The sequence below is a fragment of the Paenibacillus paludis genome (genome assembly GCF_042610515.1).
Taxonomy (GTDB): Bacteria; Bacillota; Bacilli; order Paenibacillales; family Paenibacillaceae; genus Paenibacillus_AQ.
In genome coordinates, this window is record NZ_JBGJZP010000001.1 from 357,721 (window position 1) to 382,353 (window position 24,633).

Here is a 24,633-nt window from a genome sequence, read left to right on the forward strand (position 1 = left end):
GACAAAAAAGGAAGCTGAACCGGTTTCGATAATCGGCGTCAGCTTCCTTTTTTATTGCGGCGGGCAGCCTTTGGTCAGAAGAATATTGATGTTCTGCTGCTGGCGGTATTCAGTCGGAGTCAGTTGGAACTTTTTGCGGAACATCTGAGTGAAATGGCGCATGTCCTGATACCCCACACGTTCTGCGATTTCAGCCAGCTTCAGCTTGGGGTTCAGCAGCAGCAGCTTTGCTTGCTCCAGCCGCAGTGAGGTGACGTATTCTTTGTACCCCTGCCCTGTCTTTTGCTTGAACAACTGGCTGAAGTACGCCGGGTTCAGGAACACGACAGAGGCCATCTTCTCCAGCGATAGATCCTCGTAGTAATGCTCCCTGATAAAATGCAGCGCAACGTCAATGGCCTTCTCTCCGCTTCCCTTCAGCGGTTCCGCCTCAAACGCTTGTGAAGCGGATGCTTCCCTCATCCGTTTCACGACCTGCGGCACGGTATTGAAATCGTAACTCAAGCCGGAATGCAGGATTTGAAAAGGCATCTTCAGATAATGGTTGAGATGGTCACGGAGCTCCTCCTGGAACGGTTCAATCCGCTCGTTCTCCCTCAAGGTAACCAGGCCGAGTAAACTCTGCCGGTCGAAATTGACGACAAAACCGTTCCCATGCAGCTCGATCAGCTCGGAAAGTACATTCTCCACGATAAAATGCTCCAGGCGCGCGCTTTTTTCCCCCGGGTCCAGCTGTACCATCACCAAGTAAAAGTTGTGATAATCTTCGATGAACGGACCAATATCCAAATTGCCGATATCAAGGCCAGAGGCCAGCCGCTGGAATACACCTTCCCGCAGAAATCTGAGGCTTGCCTTCAGCCTTTCCCCCTGCCGTGAAATGTCGTTGTCCTTCTGGATCTCCAGCGTCAGATTATTGATGATCTCCTCCAGCTTGTTTTTGCCAATCGGCTTGAGCAGATAATCCCTCGCTCCAAGACGGATCGCCTCCTGTGCGTAGGAGAACTCACTATGAGCGGAGATCACGATCCATTTCACATAGGGATATCTGCGTTTGGAAATTTTCATAAACTCAAGGCCATTCATACCCGGCATTAGGATATCAGTCAACACGATGTGGATACGCTGTTCTTCCAGCACCTTGACAGCTTCCTCGGCCCTTGTAGCCACAAAAACCTGATACTCCGGGTACAGATGATTAATCGTGCGTTTGATGCCTTCGCGGATAACCCGTTCATCATCGGCTATGAGAATATTCACTTGTATGTGTCTCCCTCCACTCTAATCGGAAGCATGATGGCAACCTGTGTCCCTTCTCCGGGTAAACTTTGAATCTGCAGACCGTAACCATCTCCGAACATATACTGCAGCCTGCGGTGGAGATTCTGCAAGCCGATGCCGCCTTTGCCGCCTTCTTTCGGACTGTCTCCGTTTAGCGAATCCTGCAGCCGCTCCAGCTGTTCCGCATTCATGCCATTACCGTTATCTTCAACGAATAACTTCAGAACATTCCCTTCTTCACGGGTGTATACCTTCAGGATACCCTGACGGTTAAGCGATTCCAATCCATGCTTGACAGCATTCTCGATCACCGGCTGCACCGTCATCTTCGGAACGCGGATGTTCAGCCAGCGCTCATCGACTTCAGCGACAATATGCAGCCTGCCTTCAAGACGGATGGCAATGATCTTTAGATAATGGCCGATCTGCTCCATCTCTTCCTCAAGGGTAACTTCCGCGCCGTCTTCCCACTGGCTGCTGTAACGGAACATGGAGGACAATGAGAGTACAAGCTCGCCCAGCTGCTCATTTCCCTCCTCATCAAGCATCCAGTAAATCATATCCAGTGTGTTGTAGAGAAAATGCGGGTTCACCTGGGACTGCAGCGCATGCAGCTCAGCGTTCTTCTCACTGACGGAAGAGAGCTTGACCCGTTCGATCAATTCCTCAATCCGCCGGACCATCCGGTTGAAAGACGCGACGAGAATATTGATTTCCTGATAGGAAGACACATTAACCACGCCCCGGAAGTTTCCAATTTCCACCTGCTTCATCTCCCGGATCACTTTCTTGAGCGGTGAGGATATGGTCTGCGACACAATGGAAGCAATCAGGGTGGATACGAAAATCAGAATGGAAATTACAATCAGCAGGTATCGCTTCATTTCGTTCAATTCCACATTGAGATCTTCGTCCGGAGTGATGCTCATTACCCACCAGCCGGAGAAAGACAGCTTGGAGGCCACTATTAAGCGGTCGCTTTCCTGCTGCACAATGACATCCTTATCCCCCTGCAGGGACGGCAAATTCTCCACGACTGGTGACGGGTCCGTAGCCGAGGATACAAAACGCCCATCCTGAGACATCAGATAAACCTGGCTGTGCGCTCCCAGCTTCAGATTATCCAGCGCATCAAGAACAGGCTGCGGGTTTGTTTCGTACAGAACGATGCCTATCGGTTTGTGTTCATTGAGATCATAGATTTGCCGCCCGAAAGCGAATACAGGACTGTCCTCGACCTCATCAATGAGCGAATGTTCGTATACGCCGAGCCAGACCATTTTCCCCGTAGAGGCCTTAAGCTCATGGTACCAGTCCTCGGTGTGATACTCCGGGTCGACCACGTTCATGTAGTTGCCGTAATTATAAATTTTGCCTTTGTCCATGATGACATGGATGCCTACCAGATCGTCCCGCGAATAAAAAATCGACCCAATGATATTCGTGATGGTCTGTTCATTGATAAAAGCCACTGCCGGTTCATCGGTTGTTTCATTGAGCAGGCGAACCATCTCAAAGTTATTGCTGAGTGATTTGGACAGGGAATCATACCCCTTGTAGAGCAGGGTAAACAGCCCGGCCGTTTGAGCGACGTTCTTCTGCGACAGATCACTGATCTTTTCATGCAGCTGAACAGTAGTCCGGTTATAGTACAGCAGGCTGACAATCAGCAGAATACTGGACATGCAAAAAAGAAACAGCAGAAACAACCGATGGTGGATGGAATGAAAGCCATTTCGCATAGGACTCTCCTCCTTTCAACATCCTGTGTCTGCCGTTCCCTATTATAAATCCAATACAAATTTAAATGCAACGCCCATTAACCCTTAACGGCTCCTGCCACCATGCCTTTTGTAATCCGGTTGGACAGGAAGAAGTAGATCAGGATGACCGGCAGCGCGCCCATGACGAGGAATGCGCCGATATTTCCATAGTTGACTGAATACTGGCTGACAAAAGTGTAGACCCCGAATGGCAAAGTCTTCAGTTTCTCGGAAGAAATGAAGGTTGCCGCCAGAATATATTCGTTCCAGATGTTGATGAAGGTCAGGATGCACACCGTCATTACCGGCGGAATCGAAACCGGAAGAATAATGCTGCGGAAGATGCGGTATACACTGGCTCCATCGATAAATGCAGATTCCTCAATTTCATGCGGAATGTCTCTCATGAACCCGGAGAGGATAAACACGGCAATTGGCGTGGAGAATGCAATGTAAGGCAGAATCAGTGATAAATGTGTGTTCAGGATATGCACATTTTTGAAAATGATCATCAGCGGCAGCAGAGTTGCCTGCATAGGGATCATCATTCCCATCAGAAAGACCATCATTACAATGTTTCCATATTTCCAGCGGAACCGTGAAATCGCATAGGCAACCATAGAGGCCAGCACAATGACGAAAATCATCGTAACAGCCGTAACAAATACACTGTTAGATAAGTATTTCAGATAACTCCCTGACGTATACGCTTCGCTGTAGTTATGCCATTGAAACGATTTAGGGAAGGAAAAGAAGCTGCCATCCATAATTTCTTCATTGGTCTTCAGGGAATACAGCAACAGCCATAACAAGGGATACAGCTGGGTCACTACAGGAATGGCGAAAAGAAGATACACGATTCCTTTTTTGAATTTTCGCATGATCGCGCACTCCTTTTCTAATTGAATTTCCGCTCGATTTTATTGAATACGGTATTAATGAATCCGGTAAAGACCAGACAGACCACAACCAGGAAGGTGGCAATCGCACTGCCGTATCCATACTTGAAGGACATAAAGGAACTGTTATACATATGGGTAGAGATTACATCAGTAGCATGTGCCGGGCCCCCCGCCGTCATGACCATGACCAGATCGAAGGCCTGCAGTGAACCGATAAACGCCAGTACAATTGATATTTTAAAGATCGGAACGATCAGCGGCAGGGTGATGTAGCGGTCCGCCTTAAATCCATCTGCTCCGTCAATTTTAGCCGCTTCATAAAGCTCATCCGGAATATTGGACACCCCGGTATACTGAATCAGCAGATGGTAGCCGAAGAACTGCCAAAGCGATACGAAATAGAGTGCGAACATGGCAATCTTGGGTTCAGTGAGCCAGTTATGTGTCCAGCTGTCCAGTCCTAAAGAGATCAGAACCCCGTTCAGCATACCTCCTGCGGAAGCCGGATTGTAGACTGTTTTCCACAATTGGCCGATAATGACGACGGAGAGAATAACCGGTGTGAAATAGATCGAAACCAGTGTATTAGCTCTTTTCAAATAACGGTTAAGTAGAATAGCCATAAACAGGCACAGTGGAATTTCCAGCATGGAAGCCACCGCATACAGCAGTGTTCTTCTTACTGATGGCCAAAAGACAGGATCATTAAAAAACATATCTTTAAAATTGCCGAAACCGATAAACTCTGCAGAAGTGAGACCGTCCCACTTCAATAAGCCTGTATACAATGAAACCAGTATGGGAACAAACACAAGGCACACATACAAGAGCAGACCTGGCAATACGAAGACGGCTATTGTTCGTCCTGGCACCTTTAGTACTTTCATCTTTCCCGCCTCCTAAACAAGCAGATTCTTTTTCTATGTCCATCATAGATCGATGCGAAGAAGCTCTGGTCAGCTCGCTTCGCATCGATAGATAATGGGAATGTTTCTATTGCTTCTTATTTATTAGCTTCGAATGCGGTTTGATGTTCCTTGCCTACTGCGGCGGAATCCACTTTTTGTACAAACAGGTTTTGAATGCTGCTCAAGTGAACTTGCGCGGTTGCCGGGTTCATCGTATTGTCAAACGCCAGGTCGCCGCCTTTGACTTCATTGAACAGGCCTGCAATGTTGATCGCAAGATCGGAGTAACCGGCAGCTTTCAAATCGCCATCTACTTTTTGGCCCAGACCTACGGCATTTTTCAGTTCAAATTGCTTCTTAGGATAGTTGGATGCGAAGAAGTTGAGGAAATCCTTGGTTTCCTGCAAATGCTCGCTGTTTGCGGAAATGGCAAATGCACTGCCTGGTGCAAGCATAAATTCATTAGGGTCGCCTTTACCGTTAACTGTAGGGAATTGGAAAGCTCCTACTTTGCCGGCTACAGATGAAGCATCAATAGCTCCGGTTTCCCATGAACCGATTGACCACATTGCCGCTTTACCGGTTTTGAAGATATTGCCGCCTGCATTGGCATCAATGGATGTTGCACCATCAGGGAATGCGCCGGCTTGGACCAGCTGCTGGAAGGCGTCTACTGCTTCTACGAATGCTGGATCTTCGAACGTTTTCTTGCCGTCAAGCACCTCTTGCAGGAAACCCGGGCCGCCGTTGGTACGGAGCAGAATGTTCATGAACAGGAATGAGCCTGTCCAGGAGTCCTTTTCACCGATCGCAAGGGGTGTGATGCCTTTCTCTTTGAGGATCTTTACATCCTTAAGCATTTCTTCGAATGTGGTTGGCGGGTTCGCAATTCCGGCTTGCTCAAACAGCTCCTTGTTGTAATACACAACCTCGATATTGTTGCCGTCAGGCAGTGCGTATACATTATTATTGAAGCTGTAGTAATCGAGCAGTCCGGTTTGATACGTATCCTTCAGTCCGTTCTGCTCCAGCATATCGTTCAGTGGAGCGAACAGTCCGGCATCTACAAACGGTTTCATTTGTGCAGCAGGGTTAACAATGGTGATGTCTGGCACTTCTTTGGAGGCCGCTTGTGTTTTGAGCTTTACTTTTTGCTGGTCTGTGTTCAAAGTATCCAGTTCAATATGAATGTTCGGGTTTTCTTTTTCATATTCCCCCACCAATTCGCGGATCATTTTGTAGGCGGGTGTTGCAGGGTCAGGATAGATGTTCTGGAAAGTAATCGTTACTTTTTTGCCGCTGTCTTTGGTAGCTTCCGCAGCGCTGTTGGTGCTCTTCGGAGCTGCGTTGTTCCCCCCGCTGTTATTGTTATTGTTGTTGTTGGAGTTGCCGCATGCCGCCAAGGTTAATGCCATAGCAGCAGTTAGACCAATGGAGAATGTCTTTTGCATTTTTCTGTTGACCATTTGTTTGTTGCCCCCTGTCTTCGTGATATGTTCATTATCTTTCGATTAAGCGCTTCCAACAAGGTGGGAACTGCAGAATAAAGGTTTGTTTTTTCTATATATAAAATAAAGCATGCATATTGCGATATCTCTTTCCAATATTAGCTTGCCATTGCAGAAAAATAGCAGCAGCCCGGGATATGATCATCCGTGGCTGCTGCCGCATCATTAAGGCTATGAAGTTTAGATTTCATAGTACTTCCGTGTTACAGATTGTAGTAGACGCTCTAGTTCTCCACCCGCCACTGCTTAATCACATTCAGCAGCCCAGGCACATCCAGCCCATCCAGTGAAAAGGCTTTGCGCAGCAGCTCATGGGGGATGAATTCATCATACTTGCCGAGATATGGCGCTTCATCCTTGCTGAGCAAGGAAAGCGGGTCCGCCGCAGCGGTTGTTTCAGCCATGATCTCTTCCTCCAGCGTATCTGCATCCACACTGCCGGCGACTACCATATAATAAGGCTCCATCGGTGTGATGGAACGAAGCCCCAGCCGGCCCTTCAGGTTATTCTTCAGCAGCCGTTCCAAAGTCCGGAACTGCCTGCTTCCCGCCCACGGCAGGATGAACATGGAATCGCCGCCTGCCGGCAGGACGGAGCGCGTGAGCAGACTGCTCTCCTTGGCCAGGCGTCGGGCCCGTTCCAACCGGGCTGCCGCGCTTGGCGCCAGATACGGATACAGCGCCGTCGCTCCCAATACCTCACGGATTTTGGCCATGATCCGGGTATGCACATCACCGCCAGCACCAAGCCAGAGAGTATCAACCTTGCCGCGCGAGCCTTTGACATAGACGGCCTTATGGCGGTTGTCTACCTCCTCCACCTTCCACAGCTTGCCCGCCAGCGTGAAGCAGTAACCCGGTGGGGGCACGGTGGTAATGGAGCCGATTTCCTCGGTGCCATTATAGACGACATGCTCCTCATCGTCTTTGAATACAGCAAGAAAACGGAAATTGTTGACGATCTTCTCACCGGCCAGCCCGATTAGCAGCCCGCCTTCCTCCAGTGTCTCAATATGGCCCATGCCCACCATGTACTCCATGAAGGTATCGTAATCCGCCGGGTCAATTCCCCGGAAGGACGGCAGGCTCAGAACAGCTGCCTTCAAATCCTCCGGCTCGGCTTCCCCCATGCTCTTAAGAATGCTCATCGTCTGATGGTACAGGAGCCCAACCGGCAGCTGGCGCACATTTAGCGGCTCTACCCATTTCTCCCGCACATACAGCTCAATGACCGCAATCGCCCGCAGCAGCGTCCAAGGCATCCGCGCGGGCAGCTGCGCCTCCTCATCCTCCTCCTCCGGGGTGACGAAGATCATCTCCGAAGCGGAGTCACCGCGTCTGCCGGAGCGTCCCAGCCGCTGGACGAAGCTGGCGCAGCTGTAAGGTGCGCCGAGCTGCAGCACCCGCTCCAGCTCGCCAAGATCTATCCCCAGCTCCAGGGTAAGCGTAGCTGCGGCTACCGCCGGGCCGGGACCTTGCCGGAGCGCGGCTTCCGTCTCTTCGCGCAGCATCGCGGAGATGCTTCCATGATGCACATGGAACACATCCCGCTCGCCGCGTTTGGCTGCCATGCGCCGCATCTCCAGAATCGCCTCCTCGGCGTCCGTACGGCTGTTGGTGAAGATCAACGCCTTCTTCAGATGCGTGTGATCGTAAATGAACCCGTAATAGGCCTGGCGGGCCCGCTCCAGGTGTTCAGCCTGCACCTCATCCCGCGCATCCGGGAAGGAGAAATGCTCCACACTCAGCCGCAGCTTGCGCCCCCCTTGCGGAGCGGATACCTCCACGCTCTCCCGCGTACCGGCGGCCAGCCACTCGGTCACGGATGCATAATCGCTCAGCGTGGCCGAAAGGCCGATCCGCCGGGGATGGCAGCCGGCCATCCGCGAGATCCGGGCCAATTGGCTGAGCACCTGGATGCCGCGGTCCGCCCCCATAAAGGCATGCACTTCATCAACAATAATGAAGCGCAGATCATGGAACAAGGCGGGGATCGCATTCGGGCGGTTCATGAGCAGCCCCTCCAGCGATTCAGGGGTAATCTGCAGCACTCCTGAAGGATTCTGCATCAGCTTCGTCTTATCTGCTTGCGGCACATCGCCATGCCAATGCCAGACCGGGATATTGCCTTCCCGCAGCAAATCATTTAACCGTGTGAATTGATCATTGATCAGCGCTTTGAGCGGCGCAATATAGAGAATCCCCACTGAATCGGACGGGCGCTCATAGAGCTCAGTTAATGCGGGAAAGAATGCCGCCTCCGTCTTGCCTGAGGCCGTACCGGAGGCAATCAGCAGGTGATGCGGGGTATCAAACAACACGCGGCAAGCATCTACCTGAGCCTCGCGAAGCGTCTCCCACCGGTTCTTGTAAATAAACTCCTTGATGAAAGGAGCCAGCCTGTAGAACGGATTGTCGCTCATAGGTCAAACTCCGCAAGAAATCCGTCCAGTTCGTTTTGCTCAGTCTCCGCCGGTTTTGCGGTGCGCTCGCCCACCAGCTTCTCGAACGAAATCTCCGGATGCTGGTGAAGGGTGTGTAGCAGATCCATGAAATCACGCACGACCTCGCGCGGGGTCAGCAGTTCGTCAGCGCCCAGTCTGCCCACGGCTTCTTCCATGAAATGCACCAGCTGCTCTTGGGTAAGTCTCGCTTCATAGCCGTAATGCAGAGCGTGGATATCCCGCAGCTTCTGAAGCAGCACCAGAATTTCCTCATGGGACAGCATGTCCAGCGCAATAATCGGTCCGGTGAAATTATTCAGCTCGGCTGAGCCGTAACGGCCCGCCACCAGCCGTGAACGCAAAGCCTCGTAGCTGAACAATCCGCGCCGCCCGTCTTCAACGAACTGCGGGGTACCTCCAATAAAGATGCCCAGCCGTTCCGCTTTGCCCTGCATCGTATCGTTGAACATTGTCAGCAGCTTTTCGTAGTTGCTCTGGCGGGAGATGCTGTTGGTAATCTTGTAGAGGTTAACACCCTCATCTATAAAGAGCAGCAGACCTTTATAGCCGATGGCACCTGTGAATTCCGCCCATAGCTTCATATAATCGTACCAGTTGTCATCATCAATTATTACGCCTACGCCAAGTGCTTTGCGCGCCTCGGTGCGGGTGGCGAATTCACCGCGGAGCCAGCGCAGCGCATCTTGCTTCAGCTCATCATCGGCAAGCTTATGACCGTTCCAGTAAGCCGCCAGCACTTTGGCAAAGTCAAAGCCATGCACAAGACCGCGCATCTCAGAGGCTACTGTATAAATTCGCTGCTCCACCTCTTCGCCAAGCTGCAGAGAGTCAGGTCCATACCCCTTCTCCTGCATCACCGCCTGCTGAAGTGTCATAATCCACTTCTGCAGCATGATTTCGAGTGCTCCACCGTCTGGACGGGTCCGGGTCGACAGGTGGCTCATCAGCTCCCGGTAGGTTGCCAGGCCTTGTCCTTTCGTTCCTACCAGCCGCCGTTCCGGCGAAAGATCGGCATCCGCGACCACAAAGTCCCGGTCCATGGCGTAGTTACGGATAATTTGCAGCAGAAAGCTTTTGCCGCTGCCGAATTTACCGGTAATCAGCTTGAAAGCTGCTCCGCCCTCAGCAATATTGTCCATATCCCTGAGGATGGCTTCCACCTCCGGCCGCCGGCCGACAGCAATATGTTCCAGTCCGATTCGCGGCACTACACCCGCCGTGAGCGAGTTTACGAGTGCGGTTGTCATCCGTTTCGGTATTTTCAGTTCATTCATCTAGGGATTCACCTCTTCAAATATTGCAGCACGGGCATAAATTCCTCAGTCAATTCCTCACCGTCGATCAGCAGATCGCCGAGCATGTCCATGGCAAGTTCGTTAATTTCGTCAAACAGCAGCTCCGGCATCGTTCCCCCGGCAGCGGCCAGCTTCTGCACAGCCTTCATTCCATCCTCATCCGCGAGCGCGGACACTGCTTGCCGCTGCAGAGGTGTCAATACGGAAGCAAATGCCTCCCACTCATTGTCTGTGCTGCCCGCAGCAGCGGGCGATACTGGAACACTTATGGTCTCGGGAACAGCATAAATCTCTTCTATAGGATCCTCTTCTATAAAGGAAGGGACAGCATAATCAAGCTCCGAATCCCCGGAATTCTCTGAATCCTCCAACTCCGCTGAATCCTCAGATTCCTCTATGGTGAGCAGCGTACGGACAATCTCGGAATCGCTCTCCAGCCGTTGAAGCTTCTTCTTGTCAATAACGACCGCCGGACCTTTCCCGGCTTGCTCTGCCTTGCGGAATTCCCGTTTCAGAAAACGGGTCACCAGGTCGTCCATATCCGCATCGACCTTAACGTCTTTCAGCCGTCCGCGGAAGCCCATCAGCTCGCGCAGCTTGTTCTCGGTGAGCCGGAAAAGCCGCGTAATCAGACTGCGCAGCGGCGGCGATTTACTAATCCTTACAACAGGCACAAGCACGGAGTAGCCGTAGAGCGATATATCATAAACTGCGCTGCGGAACAGGTAACGCTCCCGCAGTACCGGCGGGCCGGGCGGGAACATTTCCACCAGCTTGGAGCCATGTTTGCGGGCTACGTAGGCGTCTATTAATGCAACCACTTGAGGAATATAACGCTCAGCCGCTGCTTTGCCTTCACCGGTGTAGAACTTGGATTTGCCAATGTCATAATCCGACATGACCGTCAGCACGGCAAAGGTCAGCTGTTCCGGTGCAGCAGTCAGGCACCTCATCAGCTCCAGCTCTGCCAGATCTCCGGCAAGTCCGCGTGAACGGGCAACGATGCCTGACAGCGGCACGTCCAGTTTATGCACGAAGGCAAAATCGGCAATCCAGCCGCCAAGATATTGATCGAGCCGCTTGTATTGATCCCGGTAAGCTTCCCATAGCAAGGACAGCTGTCTGTACCCTTCCTGCGGCTCTTCCCAGCCTACTCCGTTAATCAGCTCATAGACATGCAGAAAGATATAGGAGAGATCAGTCTTCGGATATCTGCCATGTCTGACTTCATCCCGCCAGAAGAAATACCATCTGTATTGCGCTCCCGTCATATGCCCGTATGTAGGCCAATAACTCTTAAATGGAACAAACAGTGTTGCGGCTTCCCTTTGTTCCACCAGCTCACGTGCCCGGTGCACAAATTGGCTTTCCGTAGTAGTTACCGGTTCCTGCTTCTCTTCCATATCCCAGAGCTGAAGCTGTACCGTCTCCTTCGGCGGCTCTTTCTTCTTCACCTTGGCGGCGGCTGACTGCGGCTGCACATTCCCGGCGGCTTCCCGTGGTGGAATCGGCACATTACTCTCCGTGCTTTCCCAGACCAGCTCTGTAAAGTGCGGCAGCTTCCCTTCATTATTCATTCTTCCATCGCTCCAATCCTGAAACGTAATCCGAGAAGACCCTGCTCCTGCTCTTATGAAAAAACGGTCCTGTTCACATGGTGTGAAGGAACCGTTTTGTTCTTCTCGAATTATCCGAACCCGCTGTACATTTCACATCTAATATTAGCATTGTTGCAGGATTAACATCAAGTAGATCCGGCAAGGAATACTCTCTTAGAGCAGCTCAGTTCCTTTCGTTTCCTTACCCAGAAACAACACTGCCAGTGCACCGACAATAATGGTTACGAAGAACAGCATAAAGATTGAGCTGATGCCGACCTTATCGCCTACCAGAAAACCTACCAGCAGCGGTGCGATCACACCGCCGATCCGGCCAAAGGAGGTGGCCAGCCCTGCACCCGTCGAGCGGATTGCAGTCGGATACAATTCAGGGGTATAAGCATACATGCCGCCCCATGCGCCAAGATTAAAGAACGAGAGGCAGATTCCGGCAGCCATCAGCATGCCCTCCGTTGTCGCATTTCCGAACCAGGCAGCGCTGACTGCTGTGAGCAGCAGGTAGATTACCAGTACAAACTTGCGCCCGAACTTTTCAATGAAATAAGCAGCGGTGAAGTACCCGGGCAGTTGGGCCAGCGTCATAATCAGTACATACTCAAAACTCTTAACAAGGCTGAAGCCCTTAATCACCATTACCGTAGGCAGCCACAGGAACATGCCGTAATAGGAGAACACCACCGTGAACCATAGAATCCACAGCATGATCGTCGATTTGCGGTACTCCGGCGACCAGACGATAGCAACGCGTTTACTCAGCGAAACCGGGGCCTTCTTAATTTCCGCAAACCGCGGGGAATCATCGATGGCACGCCGCAAATACAGCGCATAAAGTGCCGGTACGGCACCTATGCCGAAGGCGATACGCCAGCCGTAATCCGGAATGACAAAATAGGCAATCAAAGCGGACAAGATCCAGCCTACCGCCCAAAAGCTCTCCAGCAGCACAACCGCCCGGCCTCTCTCTTTTGCAGGCATGCTTTCCGACACCAGCGTTGAAGCAACAGGCAGCTCTCCGCCCAGCCCGAACCCGGCTACAAAACGCAGTACACATAATATCCCGAAGCCTGTAGCAAAAGCCGACAAGCCGCTGGCCGCTGAGAAAATCAACAAGGTCCACAGCAATACTGACTTGCGTCCGAAACGGTCGGCCAAAATCCCCGCCGCTGCCGCCCCTGCTGCCATGCCCACCGAATTAATACTGGTCAAAAATCCAATCTGCTCCGGTTCAAGCGACCACTCCTTGGCGAGCGCTGCAACCACAAAAGAAATCATTCCGACATCCATCGCGTCAAACATCCAGCTTAATCCCGCACTGAACAGCAGTTTCCTTTGCTTCGGATTTCGCAGCAGCGTCATTTGATTCAAGTTCAAGCACCCTCTTCCCTTACTCCGACTATTCTACCCTGATATTGCTAGTTTCTCTTACACATTCTAAGAGTGCCGCTTCTAAAAATCAAGGAATAAAGCAGCATTAAAGTATTGCCGGGCCAGTGCTTGAAAATAACAGGTTTGTACAGAAATTGCCGAGATCATCAGCATATTTTGCACAGCATCCCTTTGCGGTCTTGTCAGATGATTCAGCCGGTTCATCAATTTATCCATTGCACTTCTTAGCGAGCTGTCCGTTTTCCAGGAATAATCTTTGTTTGCGCTGCGTTCAGCTATCCCTTGAGCCTGCAGCGCAGGGCTGCGCTTAATCTCTTCGAACAGTTCCGCATACCCGTGATACAGCTGCGCCGGTTCAACCAAATCATCATCATCCCGTTCCGGTTTCAGGAAAAGCAGGCGGAAGAGCTGACGTATACTCTCGAAATCAAGCGCTGCTTTAAGGTCATCAATGATAAATAGCAGCGCTGCCTGATTAACCGAATACTTTTTTCCTTCCCTCGGTGAGCCGAGATATTCCTTGAAGTCTCGCTTCACCCAATTTTGCATAGCGGTGGCACTCAGTGTGGAATACTCTATGAGCTGTCCAAGAGCAGCAATGTCCGAGAGCGAGAACCCTTTGACGTTCCCTCTTTTGATGATCTTTTGCAGGATCGGCGGGATTTCCGTAGAGAGGAACGCAGGCAGGGACATCCCCTGTCTCACCTCTTCGTGATGAAATTTCGTCCAGACCTCCTGAAGAATATGCAGCGGTTTTTGCTCTGAACTTCCGGTCAGCGAGAGCAGCAATCCAGACATTTCTTTTCGGCTTAAAGTAAAAGCTTCCATAGATGGCACCCCTTCGCCATTTGATATTTTAATGAAAAGTTCGTACAATAGGTTCAAGTGAACTCATAATATGAGTATAACCTATTTTAATAACGAGAGGGATGGTAAAGATTTTATGGGTATAGGACTTAGTTTGACGTTGGTGGCCATTTTGATTATTTTAACCGCTTTTTTTGTAGCCACGGAATTTGCAGTAGTAAGATTGAGAGGCAGCCAAGTAAGTCAAATGGTTCTCGAGGGAAAGAAGAACGCTTTAGCTGTACAAAGAGTTGCAGCGAACCTTGACGGTTACTTGTCTGCTTGTCAACTTGGGATCACAATCACTGCCCTCGGTATCGGGGCGTTGGCAGAACCTGCATTTGAGCAGCTGCTGATTCCTTTATTCGATTTGGCTGATATCAGTCACAGTGTGAGCGAACCTATTGCTTTTGCATTGGCATTTATTATTGCCACATTCCTGCATGTCGTAGTCGGAGAACTTGCACCGAAGACGGCCGCTATCAACATTCCGGAGAAAATCGGTCAAATTACAGCCCCGCTGATTATTTGGTTCTACAAAATATTGTACCCTCTGATCTGGCTCATGAATGGTTCCGCCAATCTGCTTGTCAGCTTGTTCGGAATGAAGCCAGCCAGCGAGCACGGCGATGCGCACAGTGAAGATGAGATTCGTCTGATTCTGTCCGAAAGCTATGAAAGCGGCAAAATCAACAAAGCCGAATATGGCTACGTGAACCGGATCTTTAATTTTGACGAGATGCTGGCCAAAGAAATCATGGTGCCGCGGACAGATATGGTGTGCTTATTCACCGACCACTCGCTGGCGGAGAATTTCAACATCATCCGTAAAGAGCAGTACACCCGATTCCCTGTCGCTGACGGCAGCAAAGATAATATTATCGGGATGATCAATACGAAACAGCTGTACCTGCAGTATGACAACAACCCGGATTTCGATTTTAAAAGCCTGATATTGCCGCTTCTGACTGTGTCTGAGGTAACCCCGGTGAAGAACTTGTTAACCCGTATGCAGGTAGAACGTGTGCATATCGCCCTTCTGCTTGATGAATACGGCGGAACTTCCGGTCTGATCACGATTGAAGATATTCTCGAGGAGATTGTCGGGGAGATCCGTGACGAATTTGACGGGGATGAACGAAAAAACATCGAGAAGCTCAGCGACGTCAATTACTTGTTCGACGGCAAGGTTTCTCTCCTGGAGATCAAGCAGCTGACAGGTCTTGACTTCCACGATGATGAAGTAACAACCATTGGCGGCTGGTTATACAGTCACCTGAACGAGCCCACTATCGGCAAAAGCATGAATTACGAACATGTTACGCTTACAGTCCGTGAGATGAACAAAAACCGCATCCGCAAGGTTGAGGTGCTTATCGGGGAAAAGGACTCCCTGGAATCTGGGCAACAAACGGAATAATAGCTGAATATATATCAATAAAGGCAAAGGCGCTCCTTGACGGAGCGCCTTTTGTTGTAGAGGAACTTAGTTAGATAAAATCTTGCTCATATAATATTCGTCCACCCAATTCCCGCTGACCTTCAGTGATTTCTTCTTGATCCCTTCAATTTCAAAACCGCGCTTGGTGTATAATGACACTGCTCGATCATTATGCGTCATAACGGTCAGCTCCAGGCGCACAATGCCAACGCCGGTTGCCCAGCTCTCCATCTCCCGGAATAAGCCGCTGCCGATACCCATTCCCTGATAATCCGCCAAGATGCCTATCACAATATACGCACTATGCTTAATACGTCTTAGGCTTCCTCCACTGACGGATAAGTAACCCGCCAGCCTGCCATCTGCCACGGCACCGATCAGAATCGAAGTTTCGGCCTTGGCGAAGCTCTCAATCATCTCTGTTACTTGCTGCAGTCCGGTCTGCCTCTCTTCCGGCTCCAGCAGCATAAATTAAGACTCCTCATCCAGACGATGCTGCAGACTCAGAAGTTCAGCAGCATCCCCGGTTACCAGCTCTTTCAACGTTATATTCATCATTTCCTCCTGCCCGATCTTGCTCGGCATAACACTAATTGCCGATGTACTTCTTGAACAGCATACTCCCGCTCCCGTCATACCCGAGCGCCTCATAGAATCGGTGGGCGGCTTCTCTGCTTGAATTGCTGGAGAGCATCACTTTAAGCGCACCTCTGGCAGCCGCAGCTTCTTCGGCAAATCTCATAAGCGCGGCGCCGTAACCCTTACCTCTCAACTGTGGGGCGATGATCACCCGTTCGATGACTGCGAATGGAAGGTCCCCACTCAGCGCATCCATGCAAAAATGCAGATGGACTGTACCAACAACCTGCCCATTATCTTCATACACATAAAGAAAACTGTCCGGATTGCCGCCAATCTGTTCTATCCTCCGTGGGGATACATTAACACCCGGATGCTCCGGCAAAAGAATGCGGTATAGCGTTTCTATCGCGGAAGCATCCTGGGGCAATGCTTCTCTAATCATGTCGGAGTTCTCCTTATCATCCATCTGATATAGATGTTAATCTCCTTTAACAACGGCAAATCATCAATACATTTCCGTCAGGATCCTTGAAGTTAAACCAGTGATCATTCTCAATGTCAGTCAGGATCTCCGCACCGCTGGCTTTGACAAAATCATAAGCAGCATCGATGTCCTCCGTATTTAAATGAAAGGACGGCACATTCAAAACCGACTCGGCTGTGAAAATTCTGCTGTCCAGTACAATACCCGGCCCTTGCATCGGCACCACATACAGATGACCGAACAATACCTCACCATCAAGCGGAAGCCCCAGCAAGCTGCAATACCAGTTCTTTGATCTTTCAATATCACTGACCGGAATGAATACGGCGCCAATCTGATTCAGAATCGGACTTGTCACAGCAAGTACAGCCTCCTCTATGCTTTCTCAGAATAGGTATTACTTTTTAGTAATTCGATAAAATATGCCAATTTCCTTCCCCCGCAAGTTGATCGATTGGAACTTATGATATAATCTGGACAGATGATATCAAGACGTCAGGAGAATGAATTTGGCTAATCTATCCCTCGGGCACCTAAGGCTGACGCCACCCAAAATACTATCGCTCGGATTCATGCTGCTGATTACGGCAGGAACAGTACTCTTATGCCTCCCGGCAGCTTCGACCGGAGACCGGATCTCCTTTATCGACGCCCTCTTTATGGCGACTTCAGCGACCTGTGTCACCGGGCTCGCTGTCATCGACACCGGAACACAGCTGACGGTGTTTGGACAAATTGTCCTCCTGGTGCTGTTCCAGTTTGGCGGTCTCGGATTTGTGACTATGGCCACGCTGATTACACTTGTACTTAACAAACGGATCTCACTCAAAGAAAGGCTGCTGCTGCAGGAATCCATGAACCAGAACTCCATGCAGGGCATCGTCAAGCTGATCCGCCGGGTACTGATCTATTCCCTGGTCATACAGCTTACCGGAGCAGCCCTGCTTGCCGTAAGGTTCATGCTGGATATGCCTTTTGGAAAAGCGATATATTACGGTTTGTTTCATAGCATTTCTATCTTTAACAATGCCGGATTTGATCTCTTCGGAGATGTGCACGGGCCATTCAGCGGTCTTACCCGCTACGTGGAGGATCCAATTATAAACATCACTTCCATGCTGCTCATTTTCCTTGGCGGAATTGGGTTTATCGTGTTATCCGACGTAATCGACTTCCCCAAACGCAAACGTCTGACCTTGCATTCCAAGGTGGTTCTCTCCACTTCAGCTATCTTGATTCTGGTCGGGGCGGCAATTTTTTTCTGGCTTGAACTGAACACCACGCTAAAACCGCTGCATGCCGGCGGCAAAATAATGGCCTCTTTCCTGCAGGCGATTACCCCCCGCTCAGGCGGGGTGACAACCATTGAGATTCCGCTCTTGCGAGAATCCACTCAATTTCTGATGATTCTGCTGATGTTCATTGGTGCGGCGCCTGGATCTACCGGCGGTGGGATTAAGATTACTACCTTTGCCATACTGGTAAGTACAGCATATGCCAAACTGCGCGGGAAGGAAGACATCGTCATGTTCCGCCACCGGATCTCCAAAGAAAACGTGTACCGGGCCATCACGATGACACTGCTCTCACTGATGCTGGTAGTCATTGCGACCATGCTGTTGTCCGTGACGGAGAGTGCAGATTTCCTGACCGTATTGTTTGAGGCGGTGTCCGCTTTTGGGACCTCGGGCATTACAATGGGGCTGACTACGGAGCTGACGACCATCGGGAAGGTTATGGTGATCATACTGATGTTTGTCGGACGTACCGGACCGCTGACACTTGCATATGCGCTTAAACCGAAGAACAGCAAGGAACTCTACCGTTATCCTGAAGGCAATATTACGATCGGGTAGAGCTTTCGAACCTATACCTATATAAAATGCGACCGTTCGCCGGCAGTGAATGCCTTCATCGGTCGCATTTTTGCGATGCTATTCTTCTTCCTGAATGTCCTGGGTATCCAGTGCGGCATCCAGCAGCTGATTAAACAGATCGTCATCATTCTCCAGCAGCGTGTCAATCTCCAGGAACTGCTCTTCGCTCCCCGGTTCGCCGGCAAAGCTGAAACTGTAATCCCATTCGCTTCCCCGTTTGCTGAAGAACGTAATTTCATACGGAGACTTATGATTGTCGAGCGTGAACACCGTCCTCCCGACATAGCTCTTATCTTCTTCGCGTTTCAATTCCGCCTTTATAATTTGTACGTTCATGCGCTTTCCTTCCTTTCATCTGATCGTCCACACTCTCCCAGTATAGCATTGAAATGAAAGCAAATCCCTCTCTTTCCGCTGCAATTGACTTTTTTCATCCGGCGGTTAATAATTTAATACAATGCTCATACAGCACTAAAATATAGTAAATGGAGGAAACCCAATGCTCAATTTAGAAGCGAAGCTTAGCAAATATGCAGATCTGGCAGTCGAAATCGGCGTCAACGTTCAACCGGGTCAAATACTGGTCGTGAACGCCCCCGTTTCAGCAGTAGAATTCGTACGGCTTATTACAGCCAAAGCTTATGCCATAGGGGCAAGTCTGGTCAAAGTAAACTGGAGTGACGAGAGCATTACCCGCCAGCAGTTTGAACATGCCGCACCGGAAGTCTTCACGAAGGCTCCAACGTGGTACGCGGGAGAAATGACCGAATTCGCCGAGAATGGAGCCGCTATTCTGACTGTAATCGCCGAAGATCCCGACGCACTGAAAGGCATTGATCCGGAACGTATCGCCAGTTATCAAAAGACACGCGGTGCTGCGCTTACGAAATACCGTGATTACCAAATGTCCGATAAAATCAGCTGGAGTATTGTCGCCATCCCTACACAAGCTTGGGCCGACAAAGTGTTCCCTGATGTTCCGGCCGAAGAACGTGTGGATAAACTATGGGAAGCTATCTTCCACACTGTCCGTCTTGACCGCGAAGATCCGGTTGCCGCCTGGCAGGAGCATCTTGATACACTAGAACAGAAGGCTGATGTGCTTAATGCCAAGAAGTATAAAAGCCTGCATTACATAGCACCCGGCACAGACCTGACTATCGAACTGCCAGAAGGTCACATTTGGGCGCAAGGAGACAGCATCAATTCCAAAGGCCACACTTTTGTTGCCAATATGCCAACAGAGGAAGTGTTCACAGCACCGCTTAAAACAGGTGTTAACGGCACAGTCAGAAGCACCAAGCCGCTCAGCTACGGCGGCAACATTATTGATGATTTCTCCATCACCTTCGAGAACGGACGAATCATCAGTGTAAGCGCCGGTAAAGGCCAGGATTCTCTGGAGTATCTGATCAGTCTGGATGAAGGCGCCAAATATCTCGGCGAGGTTGCTCTTGTGCCTCACCAGTCCCCGATCTCCGAATCGAATATTTTGTATTTCAATACCTTGTTTGACGAGAATGCTTCCAACCACCTGGCCATCGGCACAGCTTATGCCTTCTGCCTAGAGGGCGGTAAAGAGATGACCCAGGATGAGCTGATCGCCCATGGCCTGAATACCAGTGTCACCCATGTCGATTTCATGATCGGCTCACCTGACATGGATATTTACGGAATTACAGCTGATGGTACACGGGAACCGGTATTCAAAAGCGGAAACTGGGCGTTTTAAACACAGATTACAGATAGCGGAGGAGCAAAATCATGTTGAGTTTCAAGCAAAAGCTGGAGAATTACGCACTGCTGGCTGTAAAGATCGGAGTCAATATACAGCCCGGGCAAACGCTCGTACTCAATGCAGACATCGTTGCCGCAGAGCTTGTCCGCCTGATTGTGCGGAAAGCTTATGAGGCCGGTGCTAAGCTGGTCAAGGTCAATTATACCGACGAGTTCGTCACACGGACCCGCTACGATCTGGCCCCGGCGTTAAGCTTTCTTGAACCGCCGAAATGGCAGGCGGATGAGCTGGAGGATCTGGCACGCAACGGTGCGGCCATCCTGACAGTAATCTCTGCCAATCCGGATCTCCTGAATGGTGTAGAAGCCAGCCGGATATCCGATCATCAGCGTACCGCAGGCCAGGCTATGGCCCCGTACCGTGAAATGATGATGAACAATTACATCAGCTGGAGCGGTATCGCTTTTCCGTCGCCATCGTGGGCCGCCAAGGTATTTCCCGATGCACCGCCGGAAGAACAGGTTGGCCTGCTGTGGGATGCTATCTTCAAGGCGGTACGTGCAGACCAAGAGAACCCCGTTGAAGCTTGGAGCCTGCATCTGGGCGGCTTAAAGCAGCGCTGTGACCTTTTGAACGCCAGAAAATACCGCAAGCTGCATTATACCGCTCCCGGAACGGATTTGACCATCGAATTGCCCGAAGGGCATATCTGGTGTCAGGCCGGAGCCGTGAATGGACGCGGAGTCTCTTTCCTCGCCAATATTCCGACAGAAGAAGTATTCACTGCCCCGCTGAAGACTGGCGCTAACGGCAAAGTCAGCAGCACGAAGCCGCTCAGCTATGGCGGCAACATCATCGACCGGTTTACGCTTACCCTGGAGAATGGCAAGGTCACAGACTTTACGGCAGAAGTCGGCCAGGAAGCATTGGCTTCCCTGCTGGCTATGGATGAAGGAGCCGCATACTTCGGTGAAGTAGCGCTGGTCCCTTACCACTCTCCAATCTCGGAAAGCGGCATTCTCTATTACACTACACTGTATGATGAGAATGCTTCATGCCATCTGGCACTTGGAGCCGCTTATGCATTTACCTTGCAGGAGGGCATTTCTATGACCAAGGAGCAGCTTGCTGACAAAGGGATGAATCAAAGTCTGACCCATGTGGACTTCATGATGGGTTCCCCGGAAATGAATATAGACGGAATTACAGACGATGGAACTGCTGAACCCATCTTCCGCGCAGGGAACTGGGCTTAAGCAAAGTTTCTGAGCTATTGTGTCTGTTCGATTAATCCCTTATAGCCAGACCCCGTTGCTCTCTGAATAGAGGGTAACGGGGTCTTTTGGTTTGGCAGAAGATAGTTAAAGGCATAATTAACCCAAAATTAAAATTATATTCAAAGAATATTCACAATATTGTTGAAATTAGTTCACAAATATGTCACAATACAATTAAGGATTGTATTTCCAATCCGGTTTAGGTGTTGGATGAAGCCAATCAGTGCTGAACGATACTCACAAAACTTTTAGGAGGTCATCCTGATGAAAGAGTCGATATCCCAAGAGCTGGAACGGCCGGAGCATGAACGTCCAAGTGTTCAAGCCCCTACAGACTCAAGCATTATCGCATCCAATGCAATCAAATACACAGCTTACATCATGCTACTATTCGGTTTCTTATACTTTCTGATTGCATACCTGGCTCCTATGCTATGAGGTTGCTTCATTATATAGCTTTAATAGAAAGCGCTTACGGCTTTTGAGCTCCTGCTGGAGTCCATTAGCCGTTTTTATTTTCTTGCGTTGTTTCTTCCTAATGTTATCCACAAATGGGAGCACGCAAAAAAAAGGTTTTGCCTTCCTCAACGGACGGCAGAACCTTTTTTTCTGCAAATAGCTTCACCGTACTTGCCAGAACTTTGAAACCATTATTTAGGTGATTACCAGGACAATGCTTTGCTGATCCAGGCTATGGCAGCAGGCGACCAGGTGGCATCCATTCTGGAGCGCAGCCAAGCTATAGCTTCCTCCCGGGAACCTTCATAAGGTGTAAGGCCATGAATTCCCATCCAATGCCCTACGGTCTCAAACGAAGTGCTGCTCCAACCATTTACTTCTCCCAAGTCATTTTGGCGTGCCTGAACTCCGGAGATTACAATATCAAGAGTGCCTTGCAGCTCTGTGACGGCATTGTCAAAGGCAGTCTTCTTTTCCTTTGCTTTCATATCACCCAAAGAACGCAGCTGGCGGGTATCAATGCCCTCGTTGGCACGGATAACCTGCAGCAATGTCAATGCTTCTCTGCTGGCAAGGCCGTTATTGTACCGTTCTTCCAGTTCTTTAGAGCTACCCACGGCTTTTACAAATGCCGGAAACCAGTCCCGTGAGACGAGAATTGCCTTTTTCTTAATAAACTTGCCGTACCCGGCCAGTCCCTCACCGGGAAACTGTGCACGCCATCCCCATGGATCCAGCTCTGAACCGGTATGCCAGTTCTCGGCTTTGGTCAGCCCATTTAATGACGGATGCTCCGGAATCAGTGAAGCAAGGGGGACAACCCCCAGCTTGGCAATGACCTCAGCCATCTCCTTATAAGTTGTTACACCGCCCTGCACTTCCACGTTTCCCATCTCACTTTCCCCCTTAACGGAATGGTTAAATCACTTAATCATGGTTGTTCTGGACTGCTTACACTGTCTTCATGCAGCTGATTCCTGCAATAAATGTATCAATCAGCCGGGATAAGGAGATTCCCAAATCGAGCGGCAGGCCAAAGCCTCCCTTGTTCTCCAGTGCAGCAAATCCGTGCAGTATACTCCGCAGTCCCCGAACAGCATGCAGTTCTCCCTCTTCTCCAAGCCCGTAACCAGACAGCACATGCAGGATAAAGGATAAAATCTGCTCACCTGCCTCTTCCAGCGCTGTGTTCCCTTGATCAGGTGCTTGCAGTGTTGTTTCGTATAGACCCGGATGCTGCCTTGCAAAGTTCATGTAAGCCTGCCCCATAGCGTGAACAGCTGCATCTCCGGCTAAACCCTCAGAAGCCTTTGTCATCGCTGTGTGGAGCTGTTCCAGGCCGTGTACAGCCAGCAGAGTCCGCAGCCCGGCTAGTCCGTTAACATGATTATACAACGACGGAGAGCGTACGCCCAGCTTGGCCGCGAGTGAAGCCAGCGTGACTTCTCCCATCCCCTGCTCATCCGCTAATTCTGCCGCAGCCAATACCAGCGTACGTGTATCCAGTCCAACCCTAGGTGACATCTTATCTTCCTTCCTTTCCTAGCTGCAATTGAGCTTTGCTCACAGCCTGTTTCATGGCTTCTCCAGGCGCCTTCAGCAGGTTGCCGTGTCCAACAGCAAGCACCGCTGCAGACGTTCCTGCAAGCTTAATTGCACTGGCCACAGCCTGCTCCTTATTCCAGGTAGCCAATGCCGGAAATGGAAACCATGGCACAACCGTCCCGGCCACCGCAGTTCTCTTAAATGTCTGAAAAGCATCCCCCGCTATCAGAGCTCCGCTCCGCTGATCCAGAAAAGACATCGAGCCTGGGGTATGGCCGGGAGTACTAATTGCGCTTAAAGAGCCGACAGTATCTCCGTCATGGAGCAGAATGTCCGGTTTGGTGGAAATTTTGGTAGGTACGCTCCCTTTAATCGGAGTCTGCGGTTCACCTTGTCTAAGCGAACGGTCTCCGCGCAGCAAAGCTGCATCACGCTCAGAGATATATACAACAGCTTCAGGAAGCCGTTTCTTCAGTTCATCCAGTGCTCCAACATGATCTCCATGAGCATGGGTCAGCACGATTCGGGTAATAGGCAGGTTCAATTTAGCCGCTGTACGGAGGATCCCTTGGACACTAAAAGACATTGCCGCATCAATCAATGTTAATTCCTGATCTTCTACAACAAGATAGCAATTGACCGGAAACCATCCGGGCATCCACGTAAGCTGCAGCAATTTTCCTTCTTGAGTAATTCTCATAAATACACCCCTTAAAAACTAATGATATTAGTTATAATATAAACTAATGGCATTAGTTTTGCAAGAGGCCCATTCCAAAGCAGTACATCCGTCTATTCCAGATGCTTATCCGCATTTTGATTGGAGCGTTTAATCATGAACCATTGCATCCAGGTAATCCCGAAGAAAAAGATCACGGAGCCAACCAATGTGCTCATTACACTCGCAACTACATCAACTTCCTCCTTACCCAGCAGGTCATAACTGATCATCAATATTGCCCATATCAGAGCACCTGCAGCTCCACTGATCAGATTGGTTTTCTTGAGCCGCTTTACTTCCCCGGCCTTGCTCGGCAGGAGGAATAGCCCACCACGCATGCTCCGGAGCGTAACATAGAAACAAGCTGCCATCAGGATGAGGAAGCTGTCCAGCCAATACTTCAGATCCAAGTGCAGAACAAATACTTTAACAAAAACACTGGCCGCAATGCCCACAAACACAATCGTAAAGCCGTGCGACATCAACTTATGTACTTCACCTTGAATCCGCTCATCCTTGATCCCCTTACCTTTCAT

General features: G+C 50.3%; 23 protein-coding genes. 5 read left to right on the forward strand and 18 right to left on the reverse strand.

All coding sequences use genetic code 11. The features are described 5' to 3' along the window. Positions 1-51: 51 nt before the first annotated feature. The 10 genes from ACAN56_RS01460 to ACAN56_RS01505 all read right to left on the reverse strand — a co-directional run bounded on the left by ACAN56_RS01460 (position 52) and on the right by ACAN56_RS01505 (position 13,955). A complete protein-coding gene (locus tag ACAN56_RS01460; protein WP_038592601.1) occupies positions 52-1,260 on the reverse strand; it encodes a response regulator in 1,209 nt (402 codons plus the stop codon). Continuing rightward, on the reverse strand, positions 1,257-3,023 hold the full coding sequence (locus tag ACAN56_RS01465; protein ID WP_379139961.1) for a cache domain-containing sensor histidine kinase: 1,767 nt from the start codon (positions 3,021-3,023) through the stop codon (positions 1,257-1,259). The genes ACAN56_RS01460 and ACAN56_RS01465 overlap by 4 nt, the downstream gene beginning before the upstream one ends. Before the next feature lie 77 nt (positions 3,024-3,100). After that, a complete protein-coding gene (locus tag ACAN56_RS01470; protein ID WP_038592607.1) occupies positions 3,101-3,925 on the reverse strand; it encodes a carbohydrate ABC transporter permease in 825 nt (274 codons plus the stop codon). 17 nt (positions 3,926-3,942) lie between these two features. Next, on the reverse strand, positions 3,943-4,833 hold the full coding sequence (locus ACAN56_RS01475) for a carbohydrate ABC transporter permease (RefSeq protein ID WP_038592609.1): 891 nt from the start codon (positions 4,831-4,833) through the stop codon (positions 3,943-3,945). Positions 4,834-4,949: 116 nt separating this feature from the next. Then, positions 4,950-6,320, reverse strand: a complete 1,371-nt coding sequence (locus ACAN56_RS01480; protein WP_052092116.1) for a sugar ABC transporter substrate-binding protein — start codon at positions 6,318-6,320, stop codon at positions 4,950-4,952. 266 nt (positions 6,321-6,586) lie between these two features. Then, positions 6,587-8,785, reverse strand: a complete 2,199-nt coding sequence (locus ACAN56_RS01485) for a DEAD/DEAH box helicase (protein WP_379139965.1) — start codon at positions 8,783-8,785, stop codon at positions 6,587-6,589. Beyond that, the gene (locus ACAN56_RS01490) at positions 8,782-10,101 is read right to left on the reverse strand and encodes an ATP-binding protein (protein WP_342435610.1); all 1,320 of its coding nucleotides are present in this window, start codon (positions 10,099-10,101) and stop codon (positions 8,782-8,784) included. Before ACAN56_RS01490 ends, ACAN56_RS01485 begins: the two co-directional genes overlap by 4 nt. Before the next feature lie 8 nt (positions 10,102-10,109). Beyond that, complete coding sequence (locus tag ACAN56_RS01495) at positions 10,110-11,699, reverse strand: TerB N-terminal domain-containing protein (RefSeq protein WP_379139968.1); 1,590 nt, start codon at positions 11,697-11,699, stop codon at positions 10,110-10,112. Positions 11,700-11,894: 195 nt separating this feature from the next. Further along, on the reverse strand, positions 11,895-13,097 hold the full coding sequence (locus ACAN56_RS01500) for an MFS transporter (protein ID WP_379140408.1): 1,203 nt from the start codon (positions 13,095-13,097) through the stop codon (positions 11,895-11,897). Between the two features lie 90 nt (positions 13,098-13,187). Further along, positions 13,188-13,955, reverse strand: coding sequence for a DUF1836 domain-containing protein (locus tag ACAN56_RS01505; RefSeq protein WP_379139970.1), 768 nt, complete (start codon positions 13,953-13,955; stop codon positions 13,188-13,190). 115 nt (positions 13,956-14,070) lie between these two features. Here ACAN56_RS01505 and ACAN56_RS01510 point away from each other — a divergent pair, with 115 nt between their 5' ends. Then, entirely contained in the window at positions 14,071-15,393 is a 1,323-nt protein-coding gene (locus ACAN56_RS01510) for a hemolysin family protein (RefSeq protein WP_038592621.1), read from the forward strand. Between the two features lie 66 nt (positions 15,394-15,459). Here ACAN56_RS01510 and ACAN56_RS01515 read toward each other — a convergent pair whose 3' ends face one another. The 3 genes from ACAN56_RS01515 to ACAN56_RS01525 form a co-directional block, all read right to left on the reverse strand. Then, positions 15,460-15,882, reverse strand: a complete 423-nt coding sequence (locus ACAN56_RS01515; protein WP_379139972.1) for a GNAT family N-acetyltransferase — start codon at positions 15,880-15,882, stop codon at positions 15,460-15,462. 121 nt (positions 15,883-16,003) lie between these two features. Continuing rightward, the gene (locus tag ACAN56_RS01520; protein WP_379139974.1) at positions 16,004-16,438 is read right to left on the reverse strand and encodes a GNAT family N-acetyltransferase; all 435 of its coding nucleotides are present in this window, start codon (positions 16,436-16,438) and stop codon (positions 16,004-16,006) included. Positions 16,439-16,484: 46 nt separating this feature from the next. Next, complete coding sequence (locus ACAN56_RS01525) at positions 16,485-16,838, reverse strand: VOC family protein (RefSeq protein ID WP_076111130.1); 354 nt, start codon at positions 16,836-16,838, stop codon at positions 16,485-16,487. Positions 16,839-16,983: 145 nt separating this feature from the next. Between ACAN56_RS01525 and ACAN56_RS01530 the strand changes: the two genes are divergently transcribed. Then, positions 16,984-18,336 carry a TrkH family potassium uptake protein gene (locus ACAN56_RS01530; RefSeq protein ID WP_038592626.1) on the forward strand — a complete coding sequence of 451 codons (1,353 nt, stop codon included), beginning with the start codon at positions 16,984-16,986 and terminating at the stop codon, positions 18,334-18,336. A 78-nt stretch (positions 18,337-18,414) separates the two neighbouring features. Here the strand turns inward: ACAN56_RS01530 and ACAN56_RS01535 are convergent, their stop codons facing one another. After that, a complete protein-coding gene (locus tag ACAN56_RS01535) occupies positions 18,415-18,693 on the reverse strand; it encodes a hypothetical protein (protein WP_038592629.1) in 279 nt (92 codons plus the stop codon). Between the two features lie 163 nt (positions 18,694-18,856). On the opposite strand from ACAN56_RS01535, the gene ACAN56_RS01540 reads away from it, so the two are divergent. The 3 genes from ACAN56_RS01540 to ACAN56_RS01550 all read left to right on the forward strand — a co-directional run bounded on the left by ACAN56_RS01540 (position 18,857) and on the right by ACAN56_RS01550 (position 21,810). Next, positions 18,857-20,089, forward strand: coding sequence for an aminopeptidase (locus ACAN56_RS01540; RefSeq protein ID WP_379139977.1), 1,233 nt, complete (start codon positions 18,857-18,859; stop codon positions 20,087-20,089). Between the two features lie 32 nt (positions 20,090-20,121). Next, positions 20,122-21,351 (forward strand): aminopeptidase, encoded by a 1,230-nt coding sequence (locus ACAN56_RS01545; protein ID WP_379139979.1) that lies wholly within the window; start codon positions 20,122-20,124, stop codon positions 21,349-21,351. Between the two features lie 285 nt (positions 21,352-21,636). Then, positions 21,637-21,810: a hypothetical protein gene (locus ACAN56_RS01550; RefSeq protein ID WP_156130888.1), complete on the forward strand. Its 174-nt coding sequence runs from the start codon at positions 21,637-21,639 to the stop codon at positions 21,808-21,810. Positions 21,811-22,034: 224 nt separating this feature from the next. Here ACAN56_RS01550 and ACAN56_RS01555 read toward each other — a convergent pair whose 3' ends face one another. From ACAN56_RS01555 to ACAN56_RS01570, 4 genes are all read right to left on the reverse strand, one after another. Further along, on the reverse strand, positions 22,035-22,724 hold the full coding sequence (locus ACAN56_RS01555; RefSeq protein ID WP_379139982.1) for an AlkZ-related protein: 690 nt from the start codon (positions 22,722-22,724) through the stop codon (positions 22,035-22,037). A gap of 58 nt (positions 22,725-22,782) precedes the next feature. Further along, positions 22,783-23,355 (reverse strand): TetR/AcrR family transcriptional regulator, encoded by a 573-nt coding sequence (locus ACAN56_RS01560; RefSeq protein ID WP_038592640.1) that lies wholly within the window; start codon positions 23,353-23,355, stop codon positions 22,783-22,785. Position 23,356: 1 nt separating this feature from the next. Further along, complete coding sequence (locus ACAN56_RS01565; RefSeq protein WP_379139984.1) at positions 23,357-24,076, reverse strand: MBL fold metallo-hydrolase; 720 nt, start codon at positions 24,074-24,076, stop codon at positions 23,357-23,359. A gap of 92 nt (positions 24,077-24,168) precedes the next feature. Next, positions 24,169-24,633: a DUF6773 family protein gene (locus ACAN56_RS01570; protein ID WP_379139986.1), complete on the reverse strand. Its 465-nt coding sequence runs from the start codon at positions 24,631-24,633 to the stop codon at positions 24,169-24,171.